Genomic DNA, 19,038 nt, shown 5'->3' on the forward strand with positions numbered 1-19,038 from the left:
TGATGTGGCGCTGCGAACACCCCCCTGGGTGAATCCCCGCCGCGGCGCGATGGAGCACCGTGACCCTTCTGCGCACCCCCCGGCTCGCCGGGACCCCTGACCGTGCAACGGCCCAGGCCCCGCGTGACGTTCCCGACGCCACCGTCGCCCGGCTGCCGCTGTACCTGCGGGTCCTCGCGTCGTTCGCCGACGCCGGCGCCACCACGTGCTCGTCCGTCGAGCTCGCCGAGGCGGCGGGGGTCAACCCGGCCAAGGTGCGCAAGGACCTCTCCCACCTGGGCTCGTACGGCACGCGCGGGGTCGGCTACGACGTCGAGTACCTGCGCTACCAGATCGCCCGCGGACTGGGTCAGACGCAGACGTGGGACGTCGTGATCGTCGGTGCCGGCCACCTCGGCTCGGCGCTCTCCACGTACCCGGGCTTCAGCCCGCGCGGGATCCGGGTCGCCGCAGTCGTCGACACCGACCCGGACCGGGTGGGCTCGACCATCGGCGACCTGCGGGTGCAGCCGCTCGCCGCGCTCGACTCGCTCGTGTCCGAGCAGGGCATCGCGATCGCCGTCGTGGCCGTGCCGGGCGACGCGGCCCAGGACGTCGCCGACCGGCTGGTCGCCGCTGGCGTCACGAGCATCCTCAACTTCGCCCCGGCCGTCCTGCAGGTCCCCGACCACGTCCAGGTCCGCAAGGTCGACCTCTCCGTCGAGCTGCAGATCCTGGCCTACCACGAGCAGCGGAAGGCGGAGACTGCATGAGCGTGCTTGTCGTGGGCATGTCCCACCGTTCGGCCCCGATCGACGTGCTGGAGCGCGCCTCCCTCGACACGGACGCGGCGGTCAAGCTGGCCCACCGTGCCCTCGAGTCGGCGTCGGTCACCGAGGCGGCCGTGATCTCCACGTGCAACCGCGTCGAGGTGTACGTCGAGGCCGACCGTTTCCACAACGCCCTCGAGGACGTCTCCCACCTGCTCGCCGAGCAGGCCGGGATGGGCCGCGAGGACCTCGTGCACCACGCCTACGTGCACTACGACGACTCGGCCGTGGCCCACCTGTTCTCGGTGGCCTCCGGCATGGACTCGATGATCCTCGGCGAGAGCCAGATCCTCGGCCAGGTGCGGCAGGCGCTGCACACCGGCCAGGCCGAGTCCACGATCGGGTCGGCCCTGAACGCCCTCTTCCAGCAGGCGCTGCGCATCGGCAAGCGCGGCCACGCCGAGACGGGCATCGACCGGCTCGCGCCCTCGACCGTCACGGCCGGCCTCGACGCCGTCGGCCCGGTCGTGACCGCTCCGGGCACGCGCTTCCTGGTGGCCGGTGCCGGCACCATGGCGAGCCTTGCCGTGCGCACGCTCGTCGATCGGGGCGTGGCCCCGCACCGGATCATGGTCGCCAACCGCACGTTCCAGCGGGCGTACGAGCTCGTCGCCACGTTCGGCGTCAGCGCCGTGCGGTGGGAGGCCATGGACGTCGAGCTGTCCGCGGCCGACGTCGTCATCAGCTGCACCGGGGCGGCCGGCTCGGTGTTCGCCACCGACCGCGTGTCCCGTGTCCTCGACGACGGGCTGTCCAACGTCACCGGCGAGCTGGTCTTCGTCGACCTGGCGCTGCCGCGCGACGTCGAGGCCGGGGTGGCCGAGCTCGAGTCCGTCAGCGTCATCGACCTCGTCACGCTGGCCGCTCGCTCGGAGAACGCCGAGCTCGCGGCCGACGTCCAGCAGGTCCGCGCGATCGTCGACGACGAGGTGCGCAGCTTCCTCGCCGCCAAGAGCCAGTCACGCGTCACGCCGACGGTGGTGGCGCTGCGCAGCATGGCGACCGAGGTCGTCGAGGCCGAGACGAGCCGCCTGCTCGGCCGGCTCAACGGCCTGCCGGACGAGCAGGTCGACCAGGTGCGCCTGGCGCTCAAGCGGGTCGCCGACAAGCTCATCCACGCCCCCACCGTGCGCGTGCAGCAGCTGGTCGACGGGCCGGGCGGCCTCACCTACGCCGACGCGCTCTCCGACCTGTTCGCGCTCGACCCCGCCGCGGTCCAGGCGGTCACCCAGGTGAAGGGGGAGAAGGCATGACCACCGCCTCCCAGAGCTTCGCGCGTGAGACCCCCTTGCGCCTGGGCACCCGCGCGAGCGCCCTGGCCACCACCCAGTCCGGCCAGGTCGCGGCGCGGATCACCGAGCTGACGGGCGTCGAGGTCGAGCTCGTGACCATCAGCACCGAGGGCGACCGCAACCAGGCGCCGCTCACCCAGATCGGCGGCACCGGGGTGTTCGTGGCCGCGCTGCGCGAGGCCCTGGTCGACGGGAGCGTCGACGTCGCGGTCCACTCGTTGAAGGACCTGCCCACGACGGGCGACCCCCGGCTCTCCCTCGCGGCGGTCACCGTCCGCGAGGACCCGCGCGACGTGCTCGTGGCCCGCGACGGCCTGACGCTCGGCGAGCTGCCCCGTGGTGCGCGCGTGGGCACCGGCTCCCCGCGTCGCGAGGCCCAGCTGAACGCCCTCGGCCTGGGGGTGGAGGTCGTCCCCGTGCGCGGCAACGTCGACACCCGGATCGCCAAGGTCCGCTCCGGCGACCTCGACGCCGTGGTGCTGGCCCGCGCCGGCCTGCTGCGCCTGGGGCGGGAGTCCGAGGCCACCGAGGTCCTCGACCCCATCCAGGTCCTCCCCGCCCCCGGACAGGGGGCCCTCGCCTGTGAGTGCCGCGTCGACGACGACGCGACCGCTCGCCTCCTCTCCGTGCTCGACGACCCGGACACCCGGGCCGCCGTCACGGCAGAACGTTCCCTGCTCTCCACCTTGGAGGCAGGGTGCAGCGCACCGGTCGGAGCTCTCGCCGACGTCGTCTGGGGCGACGACGGCGACGAGCTGTGGCTGCGCGCCGTGGTCGGAGACCCCTCCGGCTCACCCACCATCCGCCTGTCCGCCTCCGGCTCGCTCAGCGAGCCGGCAGCGGTCGGCGAACGTCTCGCTGCCGAGATGCTCGCCGAGGGCGCAGCCGAGCTGATGGCCACCCCTGCGGTCGGTCCATCGATCGGTTCCGCCTCATGACCACCCGGCAGTCCAGGAAGAAGACCACCACCGTGACACCACCCACCACCGCCACCGTCGAAGCACCCGCGAAGAAGGAGCCCGCCACGAAGCGCAGCCCCAAGCCGCTGGGGCACGTGAGCTTCGTCGGCACGGGACCGGGCGACGCCAGCCTGCTGACCGTCCGCGCGGCCGAGCTCATCGCGCAGGCCGACGTCGCCATCATCGAGCAGCCCGAGCAGGCTGCCCTCGTGCCCGAGGGCGTCGAGGTCGTCGACGGCGGGCTCGGTGAGGACGGCGTCGTCCTCACCCACGCGGCGCGCGCTCGTCTCGTGGTGCGCCACGCGAAGACCGGGGCGCACGTCGTGCGGCTCGTGAGCGGCGACCCGTTCACGTACGCCACGGCGCCCGAGGAGGCCGCGGCCTGCGCGAAGGCGGGCATCGCCTTCGAGATCGTCCCCGGCGTCTCGTCGGTGACGGGCGTCCCCGCCTACGCGGGCGTGCCGCTGACCAACAAGGCGCACCGCCAGTACCGCGTCGTCAGCGTCGGCGACGCGTCGATCGCCTGGCCCGACTACGCCGGCACCGACACCCTGGTGCTGCTGTCGGCCGTGGCGCGGATCGGTGAGATCGCCGCGGGCCTGATCGAGGCCGGCCGGTCCGCCGAGACCCCCGTCGCCATGACCCGCGTCGGCACCACCACCGAGCAGTCGACGGTCGTCTCCACGCTCGCCGACATCGCCGTCGACGCGCGCGCCGCAGGCATGACGTCGCCGGCCATCACGGTCGTGGGCGAGGTCGTGGCCATGCGCGAGGCGCTCTCGTGGTTCGAGACCAAGCCGCTCTACGGGTGGCGCGTGCTCGTGCCCCGCACCAAGGAGCAGTCGGCCGGCCTGGCCGCCCGTCTGCGGTCCTACGGCGCCGTGTCCGAGGAGGTCCCCACCATCTCGGTCGAGCCGCCGCGCAACCCCCAGCAGATGGACAAGGCCGTGCGCGGACTCGTCGAGGGCCGGTACGAGTGGGTCGCCTTCACGAGCGCGAACGCCGTCAAGGCCGTCCGCGAGAAGTTCGAGGAGTACGGGCTCGACGCCCGTGCGTTCTCCGGTCTCAAGATCGCCGCCGTGGGCGAGAAGACGGCCGAGGCCATCGCCACCTGGGGCATCAAGGCCGACCTGGTCCCGAGCGGCGAGCAGTCGGCCCGGGGCCTCCTGGAGGACTGGCCGCCGTTCGACGAGCTGCTGGACCCGATCAACCGGGTGTTCCTGCCGCGCGCCGACATCGCCACCGAGACGCTCGTGGCGGGTCTGCAGGAGCTCGGCTGGGAGGTCGACGACGTCACGGCGTACCGCACCGTGCGGGCGGCCCCGCCGCCGGCGCCGACCCGCGAGGCCATCAAGACCGGCAAGTTCGACGCGGTGCTCTTCACGTCGAGCTCCACGGTGCGCAACCTGGTCGGCATCGCGGGCAAGCCGCACGCGTCGACGATCATCGCGTGCATCGGCCCGGCCACGGCCCAGACGGCCGAGGAGCACGGTCTGCGGGTCGACGTCATGGCCGAGCAGCCGTCGGCCGAGGTGCTGGCCGACGCGCTGGCCGCCTTCGGCGCGGCGCGCCGTCTCGAGTTCCTCGAGGCCGGCGAGCCGGTGCTGAAGCCGTCGCAGAAGAAGCCCTCCTCGCGGCGCAAGGCCTGAGTCGATGACGTCGGGACCCTCGGCCGATCGCTCCGCAGGACCGGTGCAGCGTCCGCGCCGTCTCCGCACGACGCCCGCCATGCGGGCGCTCGTGCGTGAGACGCGCACGGAGCCGTCGCAGCTGGTGCTGCCGATGTTCGTGGCCGAGGGCCTGCGGGAGCCGCGGCCGATCGCGAGCATGCCCGGCGTCGTGCAGCACTCGCGCGACTCGGCGCGGCGTGCCGTGCGCGAGGCCGCCGACCTCGGCCTCGGGGGCGTCATGCTGTTCGGCGTCCCCGAGCACAAGGACGCCGAGGGGTCCGGGGCGCTGGCGGCCGACGGCATCCTCAACGTCGCCCTCGCCGACGCGCGCGACGAGGTCGGTGACGACCTGCTCGTCATGGCCGACCTGTGCCTCGACGAGTTCACCGACCACGGCCACTGCGGCGTGCTCGACGACCACGGACGGGTCGACAACGACGCCACGCTCGAGATCTACGGGCGGATGGGCGTGGCGCAGGCCGAGGCCGGTGCCCACCTCGTCGGTCCCAGCGGCATGATGGACGGCCAGGTCGGCGTCGTGCGGTCCGCCCTCGACGCGGCCGGTCACACCGACGTGGCGATCCTGGCCTACGCGGCCAAGTACGCGTCCGCCTTCTACGGACCGTTCCGCGAGGCCGTCGACTCCTCGCTGCAGGGGGATCGCAAGACCTACCAGCAGGATCCGGGCAACGCCCGCGAGGCGCTGCGCGAGACCTTGCTCGACGTGGCCGAGGGTGCCGACATCGTCATGGTGAAGCCGGCACTGGCCTACCTCGACCTCGTCTCGCTCGTGCGTGCGCACGTGAACCTGCCCGTCGCCGCCTACACGGTCTCGGGGGAGTACTCCATGGTCGAGGCCGCCGCCCAGCAGGGCTGGATCGACCGCGACCGCACCGTCGACGAGACGATCACGTCGATCCGCCGCGCCGGCGCCGACATCGTGCTGACGTACTGGGCCGCCGAGCTCGCCCGTCGCGCCTGAGGCCTCCGGGTCCGGAGGTGCCGTCGTCGCGACGACGCCCTCTGCAGCGCCCCCGTCCCGTCGCGGCGGGTGGGCCAGGAACGACGAAGCCCCCGGTCGGAGGACGACCGGGGGCTTCGAGCAGGGCGATCAGCCCTTCGTGTACTTGTCCATGCAGGTCTTGAACCGAGCAGCGTGGGTGCTGAGCGGGAGGGCGGAGACCTCGAGCGCGCAGCGCAGGTTGGCCTCGGTGGCCGAGAGCAGGTCCGTCACCGGCTTGGTGACGGGTGCCAGCGGCGTGTTCTCGACGACGCCCTGGACGGCACCGCCCACCGTGGAGCCACCGCCGGAGGATCCGCCCGTGCTGCCGCCGGTCGAGCCCGTGCCACCGCCGGTGGAGCCACCGGTGGACCCGGTCCCGCCGCCGGTCGAGCCGGTGCCGCCGGTCGACCCGCCCGTGGAGCCGCTTCCCGATCCGCCCTTCCCGCCGGACGCCTCGCTCTGGCGGACCTTCTTCTCCTTCTTGGCGGCGTCGGTGCGCTGGGCCGGCGTGAGGGTCTGGTCGAACGAGCGGCTGGTGAGGACCGAGCCCGTCGAGGTGCCGTTGGGAGTGGCGGTGAAGTCGCCGCCGGCGTAGGCCTTGCTGATGCTCAGCACGAGGTCGACGTAGGAGGAAGAGTTGTTGTAGCGCCGCACGGCCGCTGCCGCGTCGCCCTCGTCGGAGAGGTCGCCGCTGCCCGAGCACAGGTAGATGCCCGACGCGGTGGCGGCGTCGTTGATGTTCTGGGGGTCCTTCTTGCCGTCACCGTCGGCGTCGACGCCGACCGAGCGCCAGGTGCCGGGGATGAACTGCATCGGGCCGACCGCACGGTCGTAGACCGAGTCCTTGTCGAGCGCGCCGTTGTCGCTGTCGGTGATCTTCGCGACGCCGTCGCGGCCGTCGAGCGGGATGCCGTAGATGCCGGGCTTGGCCACGCCCTTGGAGTCGAGCGCGTTGCCGCCGGTGCGGCCGTGGTTGGACTCGACGCGGCCGATCGCGGCGACGAGGTTCCAGGGCAGGTTGCAGGAGGCGTCGGCCTTGGCGAGCAGCGTCTCGGCGCGACGGTAGGCGTAGAGCGCGGAGGAGGGGATGCCGTTGGTGGACAGCGTGGCCAGGGTGCCGGAGGCGCCGGCGCGCGAGTCGACGCCCGCGGGCTCGGCCTGGACGCTGGCCGGCTTCTCGAACGCCGTGGCGGGCACGTCGGGGACCTCGTCGGCGCTGACCCGGTCGTCCGCCGTGGCGAGACCGGAGTTGCTGATGGCGGCACCCCAGGCGACGACGAGCAGGCTCATCGGCACCAGGGCGCTGGCCTTCTGCCAGCGGCTGAGCTTGCGTGCTCCCATGCGTCTCGTCCCTCCCGTGACAGCGTGGCTCGCGTCACAGTAAACAGATGTTACCTGCTGGTGCGTTCCCGCAGGTGTGGCCCTCGTCTCACCAACGAGACGGATCACCGCAAGGTTACGGCGAACTCCGGACGACGGCATCCCTCTCCTGGGGTGGAAGGGGGCGTGGGGCCTCCTCCTCGGGCACGGCTTGAGACACTGGACCCATGGCCCCCACTCCCGTGTCCCAGCAGTGGTTCGACCGTGCCGTGCAGGTCTCGCCCGGCGGTGTGAACTCCCCGGTGCGAGCGTTCCGCGCGGTGGGGGGCACCCCGCGCTTCATGGTCTCGGCCCAGGGGGCCTGGCTGCGCGACGCCGACGACACCGAGTACCTCGACCTCGTGGGGTCCTGGGGCCCGATGCTGCTCGGCCACGCGCACCCCGAGGTGATCGCCGCGGTCACGGCCGCGGCGGCCCGCGGCACCTCGTTCGGCACGCCCAGCCCGCCCGAGGTGGAGCTGGCCGAGGAGATCGTCGGGCGCGCTCCCGTCGAGCAGGTCCGGCTGGTCACGTCGGGCACGGAGGCGACCATGTCGGCCATCCGCCTGGCCCGCGGCTTCACCGGGCGCAGCCGGGTGGTCAAGTTCGCCGGCTGCTACCACGGGCACGTCGACTCCCTCCTGGCCGAGGCCGGGTCGGGCGTGGTCACGCTCGGGCTCCCCGGCTCGCCCGGGATCCCCGCCCACGTCACCGCCGACACGATCGTGCTCCCGTTCAACGACCGCGACGCCGTGGCGGCGGCGTTCGCCGAGCACGGTGCCGACATCGCGTGCGTGATCACCGAGGCCGCGGCCGGGAACATGGGCGTCGTGGCGCCCGAGCCCGGGTTCAACCGCTTCCTGTCCGAGACGTGCGCGGCGCACGGTGCGCTGTTCGTGAGCGACGAGGTGATGACGGGGTTCCGCGTCACGCGCTCCGGGCACTGGGGCCTCGACGGGGCGGTCGAGGGATGGCGGCCCGACCTGCTGACCTTCGGCAAGGTCATGGGCGGCGGCTTCCCTGCGGCGGCCTTCGGCGGTCGCGCCGACGTCATGTCGCTGCTGGCGCCGAGCGGTCCGGTCTACCAGGCCGGCACCCTCGCCGGGAACCCCGTGGCCTCCACGGCGGGGCTCACCACGCTGCGCCTCGCCGACGACGCGGCCTACGCCCGTCTCGACGACTGGTCGGCCCAGGCGCGCGACCTCGTCTCGTCGGCGCTCGACGAGGCCGGGGTGCCGCACGTGGTGCAGAACGTCGGCAGCATGTTCAGCGTCGTGTGGGGGCTCACCGAGCCGGTGCGCGACTTCGCGGGCGTGCAGCGCCAGGAGACGCACCGCTACACCGCGTTCTTCCACGCCATGCTCGACGCCGGCGTGTACCTGCCCCCGAGCGCCTTCGAGTCCTGGTTCGTCTCGGCGGCACACGACGACCGCGCACTCTCTAGGATGGCCGAGGCGCTGCCCGCCGCCGCTCGTGCTGCTGCCGCAGCGACGCCGGCCCCCCAGGAGGCAGCCGCTCCGTCATCGGTAGAGCCGTCGACCATCGCAAGGACCCCCTCATGAGCGAACGCACGATCGTCCACCTGATGCGCCACGGCGAGGTGCACAACCCCGAGGGCGTGCTCTACGGCCGGCTCCCGGAGTTCTACCTCTCCGACCTCGGACACCAGATGGCCGTCAAGGCCGCCGACTTCCTGTCGAAGAACGAGATCGTCCACCTCGTGTCGTCGCCCCTCGAACGGGCGCAGCAGACGGCAGCGCCGCTGGCGACCCTGCTCGAGGCCGAGGTCACGATCGACCCGCGCGTCATCGAGGCCGACAACCTCTTCGAGGGCCGCACGGTCGGTGCGGAGCCGAAGGCGCTGGCGCACCCGAAGAACTGGTGGCTGCTGCGCAACCCGTTCCGTCCCTCGTGGGGCGAGCCGTACCAGGACATCGCGACGCGCATGCGGGCCGCCGTGGCCGACGCGCGCGACGCCGCCCGCGGCCACGAGGCGGTCATCGTCTCCCACCAGCTGCCGGTCTGGATCGCCCGCCAGGCGTTCGAGCAGAACTCGTTCGTGCACGACCCGCGCAAGCGTCAGTGCACGCTCGCCAGCATCACGAGCCTCACCTTCGACGGCGACGACTACGTCGGCTTCACCTACGCCGAGCCCGCGGGCGAGCTGCTGCCCGACGACCTCAAGGCCGGCAAGAAGTTCGTCGGAGGCGCCTGACCCGTGTCCCGATCCTTCCCCCGGCGAGGTGGCGTGCTGCTGCTCGTCGTGACCCTCGCGGTGCTCGCCGGCTGCTCCGGTCGCGGCACCGAGGGCTCCACGGGCGGCTACGTGAGCGGGAGCCGCTTCGTCAGCCTCGTGCCGGTCGACGAGCGTGAGGAGGCGCCCGTCCTGGAGGGTGAGGACCTGGAGGGCGAGACGATCAGCTCCGCCGACTTCGCCGGCAAGACCCTGGTGGTCAACGTGTGGGGCTCCTGGTGCCCGCCGTGCCGCAAGGAGGCACCCGTGCTGCAGGGGGTCGCGGAGCAGTACGCCGACCGGGACGTGCAGTTCCTCGGGCTCAACGTGCGCGACCAGACGGCCGCGGCGCGGGCCTTCGAGAAGCGCATCGGCACGACCTACCCGAGCATCGTCGACACCGACGGTCGCCAGCAGCTCGGGTTCGCCGACAGCCTGCCGTCGCAGGCCATCCCGACCACCTGGGTCATCGACGCCGAGGGCCGGGTGGCGGCGAGGATCATCGACCCCGACCTGCGTGCGTCCACGCTCTCGGGCGTCATCGACGACGTGCTGACGAGCCGGTCATGACCGACTGGTTCGCCGACACCGTCCTGTCGGGATCGCTGCTGCTCGCGGTGCCGGTGGCCGTGGTGGCCGGCCTGGTGTCCTTCTTCTCGCCGTGCGTGCTGCCGCTGCTGCCCGGCTACCTGTCCTACGTGAGCGGCGTGGGCGTGCAGGACCTCGAGACGTCGGGTCGGTCGCGCCTGCTGCTCGGCTCCGTGCTGTTCGTCCTGGGCTTCACGGTCGTGTTCGTGGCCGGCGGTGCCCTGTTCGGCGCGGTGGGCCAGCAGCTCTACGACTACCGGCGGCTGATGTCGATCGTGCTCGGCCTGGTGGTGATCGTGCTGGGCCTCGTGTTCAGCGGCGTGCTGCCGGTGCTGCAGCGCGAGGTGCGCGTGCACGCCGTGCCCGCCGTGGGCGTGGCCATCGCCCCCGTGCTGGGCGTCTTCTTCGGACTGGGGTGGCTGCCCTGCATCGGCCCCACGCTCGGTGCGGTGCTCACGCTCGCCAACACCGAGGGCACGCTCGAGCGCGGCGCCTTCCTGACCTTCACGTACTGCCTCGGGCTGGGGCTGCCGTTCGTGGTCGCGGCGCTCGCCTTCGGCCGCTTCATGGGTGCCGTCCGCTGGGCCCGCCGCCACCAGCAGACGCTGCAGCGGGTCGGTGGCGGCCTGCTCGTCGTCGTGGGGGTGCTGCTGGTGACCGGTGTGTGGGACGCCCTCGTGACCGACCTGCAGACGTGGGCCGGCGGCTACGGGGCGGCGATCTGATGGCCCGCGAGCCTCGCGAGCGCCCCGACCTGGCGCCTGCGCTCGGCACGGTCGAGACCCTGCGGTGGGCGTGGCGCCAGCTCACGTCGATGCGCACGGCGCTCCTGCTGCTCCTGCTGCTCGCCGTGGCGGCGATCCCAGGCTCGATCGTCCCGCAGCGAGGCGTCGACGCCCGCGCGGTCGAGGCGTTCCAGGCCCGGCACCCTGACCTCACGCCGTGGCTGGAGCGGCTCGGTGTCTTCCACACCTACACGTCGCCCTGGTTCAGCGCGATCTACCTGCTGCTCATGGTGTCGCTCGTGGGCTGCATCCTGCCGCGCACCAGGGTGTACCTGAAGGCCGTCCGCGCCCGTCCGCCCAAGGCCCCGCGCAACCTCGAGCGCCTGCCCGCGTCGGCCGTGTTCGAGACCGACGCCGACGTCGAGGAGGTGCTGGCCGTCGCGCGCGAGACGCTGCGCGGCCCACGCCTGCTGCCCACGCGCATCGACGTCGTGCGCGGGGGTGCCGGGCCGGGGGCGGCGAACAGCGCCGGCGGGGGTGCCGGGCCCGGGGCGGCGAACGACGCTGCCGAGCTCCGGGCGGAGCGCGGCTACCTGCGCGAGCTGGGCAACCTGGTGTTCCACACGAGCATCGTGGCGGTGCTGGTCGGCGTGGCCGTGGGGGCGCTGTTCGGCTACCGGGGTGCGGCGATCGTGACGCAGGGCGACGGCTTCGCCAACGTGCTCACGCAGTACGACGAGTTCTCCTCGGGTGCGCTGTTCGACACCGACGACCTGCCGCCGTTCTCGCTGCAGCTGGACCGGATGGTCGCGAGGTTCTGGACCGAGGGCCCGCAGCGGGGTGCACCGCGGCTGTTCGAGGCGTCGGGCTCCTACCGGGCCGGCGTCGACGGCGCGGAGAAGCCGTACGAGATCCGCGTCAACCACCCCCTGGCCGTCGACGGCACGTCGGTGTTCCTCGTGGGCCAGGGCTACGCGCCCGTCATCAGGGTCACGGACGCGCAGGGCGACGTCGTGTTCGACGGGGCGGTCCCGTTCCTGCCCGCGGACGGCACGTACACCTCCAACGGCGTCATCAAGGTGCCCGAGGCCCAGCCGGAGCAGCTCGGCTTCCAGGGCTTCTTCCTTCCGACCGCGGTGTCGGACGGCACGGAGGAGGCGTCGATCTCGGCCTTCCCCGGCGCCGTCAACCCGCTGCTCGGGCTGTTCGTCTTCCACGGCGACCTCGGCATCGACGACGGGCTCCCGCAGTCGGTCTACGTGCTCGACAAGGAGAACCTCGAGCAGTACAAGAACGCCGACGGGTCGAACTTCCGGGTGAGCCTGAGCCCGGGCCAGGAGGCCGACCTGCCCGACGGCGGCACCATCGAGTTCACCGACCTGACCCTCTTCGCCCGCTTCCAGATCGCGTCGACGCCGTTGGTGTGGCTGCCCCTCGGTGGCATCAGCATCGGCATCGTCGGGCTGGTGCTCTCGTTGGCGATCCGGCCCCGCCGTACCTGGGTCCGGGCCCGTCGGGACGGCTCACGTACCGTGGTGGAGGTCGCCGCGCTCGACCGCGTCCCCCGGGACGACCTCGGCACGAGCCTCGACGAGATGCTCGAGCGGCTGCGCAGCGGGCTCGGTGACCGGACCGATCCGCAGAAGGAGACCCGATGAACCTCGCCGACTACGCGCAGGTCTCGAACTACGCCATCGCCTCGGCCACGGGCATCGTCGCCCTGGCCTTCCTCGCGCACGTCGCCGAGTGGGGCTTCGCGCGACGCAGCGCGCCCGCGTCGGCGCAGGTGCCGGTCACCGCCGGTGCCCCCGCCGAGACGGTCGCCGACGACGCACCTGCCTCGCCCGAGGAGTCGCCGAGCCGTTCCGACGTCCTCTCGTCGATCGCCTACTCCCTCGCCGTGCTCGCGAGCGTCGTGCTGGTCGTCGGCATGGTCTCCCGCGGGCTCGCGGCGCAGCGGGTGCCGTGGGGCAACATGTACGAGTTCGGCGTCGGTGGTGCCCTGGTGGCGCTCGTCGTCTACGTCGTCGTCGCGCGGATCTCGCCCATCGAGTGGCTCGGTGGCATCGTCACGGGCTTCGCGCTGGTCGTGCTCGGCATGGCGTCGTCGACGTACGTGCCGGCCGGTCCGCTCGTGCCCGCCCTGCACTCCTACTGGCTCGTCATCCACGTGGCCGCGGTCATGATCGCGGGCGCCTTCTTCCTGCTCGGCACGGCGGCGTCGGTGCTGTACCTCGTCCGCGCCCGCGCCGAGGAGAACGGCACCGTCGGCCCGACGCTGTCGCGGTTCCCGACCGCCGCCGTGATGGACCAGCTGGCCTACCGCGTGATCGCCGTGGGCTTCCCGCTCTGGACGTTCGGCGCCCTCATCGCGGGCCCGATCTGGGCGCACTACGCGTGGGGCCGCTACTGGGGCTGGGACCCCAAGGAGGTCTGGGCGTTCATCACGTGGGTGGTCTACGCCGGCTACCTGCACGCCCGCGCCACGGCCGGCTGGAAGGGCAAGCGCGCCGCGACCATCGCGATCGTCGGCTTCGCCACCTTCCTGTTCAGCTACTACGGCGTCAACCTCTTCGGCTCCGGCCTCCACTCCTACGCCAAGTAGCCCCGAGGTCCTTCCGCCCCGCGGGGCGTTTTGACGCGTTCGCGTCGATCCTGGCGGCGGGAATCGACGCGAACGCGTCAAAACGCGAGGTCCGGGCGGCTTGTGGACGGCGAGGTAGGCACCCGGGAGGCTCCGCCGCACCATGTGGCGATGGTCGTACCCGTCCCGGAAGCGTTGCTTCGTGGCCCCTTCACCATCGCTCAGGCCGACGTTCTCGGCTACCCGCGCGGAGCCCTGAGGCGCTCCTGCTGGGTCGGGCTGTTCCGCGGCGTCTACGTGCACCGCGAGCTCGAGCGGACCGCGTGGGTGTGGGCGGCCGGCGCGCTGCTCACCGTCCTGCCGGAGGCGGCGGCCGTCGTCACGCACCGGACCGCTGCCGTGCTCTACGGCTTCGACCCGGGTGGATGGGGCGCGGCGCCCTGGGAGCTGTCCGTCAGAGGGCCGACCCACTCCCGTGTCGAGACGGTGAGGCTGCACCGCCGCATCGGTGATCTCGACGAGGACAGGTACCGCGCGCCGCTCCCGATCTCCGGGCCGGAACGCACGATCGTCGACTGCGCCCTTCGCGCCACGCTGGTGCAGACGGTGCAGCTCATGGAGCACATGATGCGAGCCGGGCACACCACCCGCGAACGTCTCTTCACCTACCTCGGTGACTGCCACCTGCACGGCGTGGTCGCGGCGCGTGAGGCGTTCGAGCTCGTGCGGGAACGCTCGGAGTCGGTGCGGGAGACCTGGCTGCGGCTCCTGCTCGTGCTCGCCGGTCTTCCGGAGCCGGAGGTCAACGTCGACGTCCGCACACCCGACGGCGTGTTCGTGGCGCGGGTCGACCTGCTGTACCGACGGTGGAAGGTCGTCGTCGAGTACGACGGGCGGCACCACGAGACCGATGCGCGGCAGTGGGCCCGCGACCGTCGACGTCGCGAGGCGCTCGAGGCCCTCGGCTACCGGGTCATCGTCGTGGCAGCCGCCGATGCGAAGCATCCGCAGGACGTCGTGCGGCGAGTCCGCCGGGCGCTGGTCGACCGAGGCTACGCCGCCGAGCGCCACTGGTTCTCGCCCCGCTGGATCCACCTCTTCGCCGGCGGTGCGGACCCCGACCGCTCCGCGCACCGACCGCGCCACGCGTTTTGACGCGTTCGCGTCGGTTTCGACGGCGCGGATCGACGTCAATGCGTCAAAACGCGGACGGGGGTGGGGTCAGAGGCCGCGGAGGTAGTCGGGGTCGTCGTCGGGGCCGCGGGTGGGCGGGCGGCCGCCGGGCCAGCCGTAGCCGGAGTCGCGGGGCGGGCGGCCCTTGCGGGGCTGCGAGCCCAGGAACACCCAGGCGAGCGGTCCGACGAACGGGACCAGGATCGCGACGAACCACGCCGGCTTCGGCAGGCCGCGGACCTGCGAGCGGGGGGTGGCGATCAGGTCGAAGAACGCGTACACGAGCAGGACCACGCCCACGATCGCGATCAGTGCCTTGCCCATGGCGACACCGTACCCGCGACCCTCAACCTCGGCTGGTCGACGGCCGGACCGCGCGACGGTCGAGCGGCGGACGACCACCCCGGCCCCGCCGTCGAGGGCGCGAGCGCGGGCGAGCGACCTGCTTCGACGCGTCGACCGATAACCTCGGGGCATGAAGGCCTTCTGGAGGTACACGCTCGCCCGGCTCAGCGTCCTGGCCGTCACCTACCTGCTGCTGTGGGGCGTGGGCCAGTTCTTCCTGGAGTTCGACGAGCTGACGAACCTGCTCGTCCTCCTCGCCGCCATGATCATCTCCTCGATCATCTCGATCTTCCTGCTCGCCGGGATGCGCGAGGACCTCGCCGCGAACGTGCAGCAGCGGGCCGAGCGCATGTCGTCGCGCATCGAGGAGTCGCGCAGTGCCGAAGACGTCGACTGAGACCCGCGCCTGGATCGACGAGGCCATCCGCCGCGTCGAGGCCGACGCCAACCGCAGCGCCGACACCCACCTGCACGCGCTGCCCGTCGCCACGCCCGACGTCGACCTGTACCTGAAGGACGAGTCGGTCCACCCCACCGGCAGCCTCAAGCACCGCCTCGCCCGCTCGCTGTTCCTGCACGCCCTCTGCAACGGCTGGATCGGCCCGGACTCCACGATCGTCGAGGCGTCCAGCGGGTCCACCGCCGTCAGCGAGGCGTACTTCGCGCGGCTCGTCGGCCTGCCGTTCGTGGCCGTCATGCCGGCCGCCACGAGCACCGAGAAGGTCGCGCTCATCGAGTGGCACGGCGGTCGCTGCCACTTCGTGCAGAACGCCGCCGACGTGTACGACGAGGCCCGCCGCGTGGCCGCCGACTGCGGTGGCCACTACATGGACCAGTTCACCTACGCCGAGCGAGCCACCGACTGGCGGGGCAACAACAACATCGCCGAGTCGATCTTCGAGCAGATGTCGGCCGAGCGTCATCCCGTCCCCGCCTGGGTCGTGGTCAGCGCCGGCACGGGCGGCACGTCGGCCACGATCGGCCGCTACCTGCGCTACCGCCGCCACCCCACGTCGTTACTGGTGGCCGATCCCGAGAACTCCGCGTTCCTCGACGGCTGGGCGCAGGACCGGTCGGACGTGGTCACGGGGGCCTCGTCGCGCATCGAGGGCATCGGCCGGCCGCGCGTGGAGCCGTCGTTCGTCGGCGGCGTCATCGACGACATGCTCCGCGTCCCCGACGCCGCCTCCATCGCCACGATGCGCTGGACGAGCGACCGGCTCGGACGACTCGTGGGCGGCTCCACCGGCACCAACGTGTGGGCGTCGCTGACCCTCGCCACCCGCATGCACCGGGCAGGGGAGCAGGGCAGCATCGTCACGCTGCTGTGCGACGCGGGGGAGCGCTACCTCAGCACCTACTACGACGACGCGTGGCTCGCCGACCGCGGCATCGACCTCGCGCCGTTCTCGGCGATGCTCGAGGAGTACGACGCGACCGGCTCCCTGCCGGTGCCGAACGACCGTGGGGTCAGCTGACCTCGACGAGCGTCCACGACTCGACGCGACCGTCGGCGAGCACGAGGTGGCCCAGCGTGCCGTGCGGCTGGCGTCGCTTGTCGGTGGGCGAGCCGGGGTTGAGGATCCGCAGGCCGTCCTCGGGGTCCTCGCTCGTCTCGTCCCACGGGATGTGGGAGTGGCCGAACACGACCACGTCGGCGTCGGGGAACCGCCGACGCATGCGCCGCACACGGCCCTGCTTGGCGCCGGCGTCGTGGATCATCGCCACGCGCACGCCGGCGAGCTCGAGCTCGAGGGTCTCCGGTGCGCCCCACGCGGCCACGTCGGGACCGTCGTTGTTGCCCAGGACCACGTGGACGGGCGCGAGCGCGGCCAGCTCGTCGAGCACCGACGGGACGCACACGTCGCCGGCGTGCAGCACCAGGTCGACGCCGCGCAGCTCCTCGGCGACGCGCTCGGGCAGGCCCTTCCAGAACCGCGGCGCGTGGGTGTCGGAGACGACTCCGACGCGGAGCCGGCGGGGGTGCCGGGCCGTGGGCGGCATATCGGCCGAGCTCACCGGCCCAGCACGAGGCCGAGCGCCAGTCCGGCCGACCACAGCAGCTCCGCGACCCCGGTGGCCTTGAGCACCGGGATCAACGCGGGACCGACGGCACCGCCGGCCACGGCCCGCAGCGCCGGCAGCGCCGGCAGCAGACCGGGCAGCGCCAGCAGAGCCCACGGGGTGGCGCCGACGGCGATCGCCCCCGCCGCTGCCGCGGCGACCACCACGAGCGCGACGTAGAAGGTGCGCGAGCGGGCGTCGCCGAGCACGACGGCGAGCGTGCGCTTGCCGGCCTCGACGTCGGTGGGGATGTCGCGCAGGTTGTTGGCCACGAGGATCGCGCAGGCGAGTGCGCCGACGCCGACGGCGGCCGCCCACGCCTCCCAGGGCAGCGCCTCGACCTGCACGTACACGGTGCCGAGCACGGCCACGAGCCCGAAGAACAGGAACACGCTCACCTCGCCGAGGGCCCGGTAGCCGTAGGGGTTGGAGCCGCCGGTGTAGGTCCACGCGGCCCCGAGCGCGGCGACGCCCACGAGCAGCAGCCACCACGTGGTGGTGGCGGCGAGGGCGAGGCCGAGGAGCGCGCCGAGGCCGAGGAAGCCGAGGGCCGCGGCCTTGACCGCGGCCGGCGACGCGAGCCCCGACCCCACCAGGCGCAGGGGGCCGACGCGGTCGTCGTCGGTGCCGCGTACGCCGTCGGAGTAGTCGTTGGCGTAGTTCACGCCGATCTGCAGGGCCAGCGAGACCCCGAGGGCGAGCAGCGCCTTGGCCCAGACCACGTCGTCGACGAACGCGGCCACGCCCGTGCCCGCGAGCACGGGCGCCACGGCGGCGGGGAGGGTGCGGGGACGGGCCCCCTCGACCCACTGCGAGAGGGTCGCGCTGCTGCTGTCGGTCACCGTGCTCCTTCGTCCGGGGGCTCCTCGGCCCGGGGCTCCTCCGGTCGAGGGCTCTCCGCGCGGGCTCCGCAAGGTTCAGCCGTCAGTCTGCCAGCGCCTACGCTGGGCGCATGAAGCAGCCGCCGTTCCCGTTCGTGCTCGTGGGGCTGACCGGTCTGTTCGTGTGGCTCGCGGTCACGACGGCCGGTGGCTGGCTGCCGATCGCCGCGGGGTTCGGGGCGCTGCTCACCGGAGCGGCGGCGCTGTACCAGTCCCGTCCGGTGCGCGAGCCCGGTGACCCGATCACCGACGACGACCTGGAGCCGGGGCCCTGACCGGAGCGGGCCCGGCGTCGCTGCGCCCGGTGGCGGGGCCGGCGCGTGAGGTCCTGGAGCTGCTCCGGCCGTGGGTCGACGGCGTCGACACCGCCCCGCTCGTCGTGCGCACGTCGGGGAGCACGGGCCAGCCCAAGGACGTGCGGCTGTCGCGCAACGCCGTGCTGGCGTCTGCCACTGCCAGCGCTGCGCGCCTCGGTGGGCCGGGCCAGTGGCTCCTGGCCCTGCCGGTCACCGGGGTGGGTGGCCTGCAGGTGCTGGTGCGGTCGCTGCTGGCGGGGGCCGAGCCGGTGCTGCTCGACGAGCACGCCGACCTGGAGCAGGCCGTGGCGGCGATGCGGCCACCGGCGGCGGCACCCCGGCGGTTCGCCTCGCTGGTCCCGACCCAGCTGCACCGGCTGGCGCAGGCCGGACGACTCGACGTGGTCGCGTCGCTCGACGCCGTCCTCGTCGGCGGCGCGGCCGTCGACCCCGCCCTGCTGGAGCGCTCGCGCGACGCGGGCGTGCGGGTGGTGCGGACCTACGGCATGAGCGAGACGAGCGGCGGCTGCGTGTACGACGGCGTCCCGCTCGACGGCGTGGACCTGCGCATCGTCGAGCCCGTCGACGGCGTGGGGCGCGTCCAGGTGTCGGGCCCGGTGCTGTTCGACGGCTACGGCGACGAGCCCCGGGTCGGTGCGTGGTTCGACACGGCCGACCTCGGCCGGGTCGACGACGGCGTGCTGAGCGTGGTGGGCCGCAGTGACGACGTGGTGGTCAGCGGCGGGGTCAACGTGCCGCTGCCCGCCGTCGAGCGGGCGCTGCGCGGGGTGTCCGAGGTGCACGACGCGGCGGTCGCCGGCGTGCCCGACGACGAGTGGGGCACGCGCGTCGTCGCCGTGGTGGTGCCGGCCGACGCCACGTGCCTCGACGGCGTGCGGGCCGGGCGACTGCGCGACGCCCTGGAGGATGCCGGTCTGCCCCGGGCGTGGGGGCCGCGCGACGTCGTGCTCGTCGACGCGGTGCCGCTCCTGCCCGGGGGCAAGGTCGACCGGCTGGCCGTGCGGAGGCTCACCGGCGGGTGACCCGCAGCCCGCCC

20 protein-coding genes are annotated in these 19,038 nt (G+C 73.1%); 16 read left to right on the forward strand and 4 right to left on the reverse strand.

Going from position 1 to position 19,038, the window contains the following annotated elements:
* The first annotated feature begins 68 nt into the window (after positions 1-68).
* The 5 genes from RQG84_RS12805 to hemB are packed head-to-tail and all read left to right on the forward strand — an operon-like array spanning position 69 to position 5,712.
* Entirely contained in the window at positions 69-752 is a 684-nt protein-coding gene (locus RQG84_RS12805; RefSeq protein WP_311210432.1) for a redox-sensing transcriptional repressor Rex, read from the forward strand.
* Positions 749-2,062: a glutamyl-tRNA reductase gene (locus tag RQG84_RS12810; protein ID WP_311210334.1), complete on the forward strand. Its 1,314-nt coding sequence runs from the start codon at positions 749-751 to the stop codon at positions 2,060-2,062. The genes RQG84_RS12805 and RQG84_RS12810 overlap by 4 nt, the downstream gene beginning before the upstream one ends.
* The gene (gene hemC / locus RQG84_RS12815; RefSeq protein ID WP_311210335.1) at positions 2,059-3,039 is read left to right on the forward strand and encodes a hydroxymethylbilane synthase; all 981 of its coding nucleotides are present in this window, start codon (positions 2,059-2,061) and stop codon (positions 3,037-3,039) included. Before RQG84_RS12810 ends, hemC begins: the two co-directional genes overlap by 4 nt.
* A complete protein-coding gene (locus RQG84_RS12820; RefSeq protein WP_082482020.1) occupies positions 3,036-4,709 on the forward strand; it encodes a bifunctional uroporphyrinogen-III C-methyltransferase/uroporphyrinogen-III synthase in 1,674 nt (557 codons plus the stop codon). Before hemC ends, RQG84_RS12820 begins: the two co-directional genes overlap by 4 nt.
* Before the next feature lie 4 nt (positions 4,710-4,713).
* Positions 4,714-5,712, forward strand: coding sequence for a porphobilinogen synthase (gene hemB, locus RQG84_RS12825; RefSeq protein WP_311210336.1), 999 nt, complete (start codon positions 4,714-4,716; stop codon positions 5,710-5,712).
* 129 nt (positions 5,713-5,841) lie between these two features.
* Here hemB and RQG84_RS12830 read toward each other — a convergent pair whose 3' ends face one another.
* Positions 5,842-7,074 (reverse strand): lytic murein transglycosylase, encoded by a 1,233-nt coding sequence (locus RQG84_RS12830; protein ID WP_311210337.1) that lies wholly within the window; start codon positions 7,072-7,074, stop codon positions 5,842-5,844.
* 206 nt (positions 7,075-7,280) lie between these two features.
* Between RQG84_RS12830 and hemL the strand changes: the two genes are divergently transcribed.
* From hemL to RQG84_RS12865, 7 genes are all read left to right on the forward strand, one after another.
* Positions 7,281-8,654: a glutamate-1-semialdehyde 2,1-aminomutase gene (gene hemL, locus RQG84_RS12835; protein WP_311210338.1), complete on the forward strand. Its 1,374-nt coding sequence runs from the start codon at positions 7,281-7,283 to the stop codon at positions 8,652-8,654.
* A complete protein-coding gene (locus RQG84_RS12840; protein WP_311210339.1) occupies positions 8,651-9,307 on the forward strand; it encodes a histidine phosphatase family protein in 657 nt (218 codons plus the stop codon). The genes hemL and RQG84_RS12840 overlap by 4 nt, the downstream gene beginning before the upstream one ends.
* A gap of 3 nt (positions 9,308-9,310) precedes the next feature.
* The gene (locus RQG84_RS12845) at positions 9,311-9,895 is read left to right on the forward strand and encodes a TlpA disulfide reductase family protein (protein ID WP_311210340.1); all 585 of its coding nucleotides are present in this window, start codon (positions 9,311-9,313) and stop codon (positions 9,893-9,895) included.
* Positions 9,892-10,638: a cytochrome c biogenesis CcdA family protein gene (locus tag RQG84_RS12850; protein ID WP_055963986.1), complete on the forward strand. Its 747-nt coding sequence runs from the start codon at positions 9,892-9,894 to the stop codon at positions 10,636-10,638. Before RQG84_RS12845 ends, RQG84_RS12850 begins: the two co-directional genes overlap by 4 nt.
* On the forward strand, positions 10,638-12,296 hold the full coding sequence (locus RQG84_RS12855; protein WP_311210341.1) for a cytochrome c biogenesis protein ResB: 1,659 nt from the start codon (positions 10,638-10,640) through the stop codon (positions 12,294-12,296). The genes RQG84_RS12850 and RQG84_RS12855 overlap by 1 nt, the downstream gene beginning before the upstream one ends.
* Positions 12,293-13,243, forward strand: coding sequence for a c-type cytochrome biogenesis protein CcsB (gene ccsB / locus RQG84_RS12860; RefSeq protein ID WP_311210342.1), 951 nt, complete (start codon positions 12,293-12,295; stop codon positions 13,241-13,243). The genes RQG84_RS12855 and ccsB overlap by 4 nt, the downstream gene beginning before the upstream one ends.
* A 150-nt stretch (positions 13,244-13,393) precedes the next feature.
* Positions 13,394-14,377 carry a DUF559 domain-containing protein gene (locus tag RQG84_RS12865; RefSeq protein WP_311210343.1) on the forward strand — a complete coding sequence of 328 codons (984 nt, stop codon included), beginning with the start codon at positions 13,394-13,396 and terminating at the stop codon, positions 14,375-14,377.
* Positions 14,378-14,443: 66 nt separating this feature from the next.
* Here the strand turns inward: RQG84_RS12865 and RQG84_RS12870 are convergent, their stop codons facing one another.
* Positions 14,444-14,719, reverse strand: a complete 276-nt coding sequence (locus RQG84_RS12870) for a PLD nuclease N-terminal domain-containing protein (protein WP_311210344.1) — start codon at positions 14,717-14,719, stop codon at positions 14,444-14,446.
* A gap of 151 nt (positions 14,720-14,870) precedes the next feature.
* Between RQG84_RS12870 and RQG84_RS12875 the strand changes: the two genes are divergently transcribed.
* Both RQG84_RS12875 and RQG84_RS12880 read left to right on the forward strand, forming a co-directional pair.
* Complete coding sequence (locus RQG84_RS12875; protein WP_055964001.1) at positions 14,871-15,137, forward strand: DUF4229 domain-containing protein; 267 nt, start codon at positions 14,871-14,873, stop codon at positions 15,135-15,137.
* Entirely contained in the window at positions 15,118-16,218 is a 1,101-nt protein-coding gene (locus RQG84_RS12880; RefSeq protein WP_311210345.1) for a PLP-dependent cysteine synthase family protein, read from the forward strand. The genes RQG84_RS12875 and RQG84_RS12880 overlap by 20 nt, the downstream gene beginning before the upstream one ends.
* Here RQG84_RS12880 and RQG84_RS12885 read toward each other — a convergent pair.
* Positions 16,211-16,759, reverse strand: coding sequence for a metallophosphoesterase family protein (locus RQG84_RS12885; RefSeq protein WP_311210346.1), 549 nt, complete (start codon positions 16,757-16,759; stop codon positions 16,211-16,213). The two genes, RQG84_RS12880 and RQG84_RS12885, sit on opposite strands and share 8 nt — an antisense overlap.
* Positions 16,756-17,646: a 1,4-dihydroxy-2-naphthoate polyprenyltransferase gene (locus RQG84_RS12890; protein ID WP_311210347.1), complete on the reverse strand. Its 891-nt coding sequence runs from the start codon at positions 17,644-17,646 to the stop codon at positions 16,756-16,758. Before RQG84_RS12890 ends, RQG84_RS12885 begins: the two co-directional genes overlap by 4 nt.
* Positions 17,647-17,756: 110 nt before the next feature.
* Here RQG84_RS12890 and RQG84_RS12895 point away from each other — a divergent pair, with 110 nt between their 5' ends.
* Together RQG84_RS12895 and RQG84_RS12900 are read left to right on the forward strand one after the other, a co-directional pair.
* On the forward strand, positions 17,757-17,960 hold the full coding sequence (locus tag RQG84_RS12895; protein WP_056579957.1) for a hypothetical protein: 204 nt from the start codon (positions 17,757-17,759) through the stop codon (positions 17,958-17,960).
* A 29-nt stretch (positions 17,961-17,989) separates the two neighbouring features.
* Positions 17,990-19,024 carry an AMP-binding protein gene (locus RQG84_RS12900; RefSeq protein WP_311210348.1) on the forward strand — a complete coding sequence of 345 codons (1,035 nt, stop codon included), beginning with the start codon at positions 17,990-17,992 and terminating at the stop codon, positions 19,022-19,024.
* Positions 19,025-19,038: the final 14 nt, after the last annotated feature.

The sequence above is a fragment of the Aeromicrobium sp. WCS2018Hpa-31 genome (assembly GCF_031843905.1).
Lineage (GTDB): Bacteria > Actinomycetota > Actinomycetes > Propionibacteriales > Nocardioidaceae > Aeromicrobium.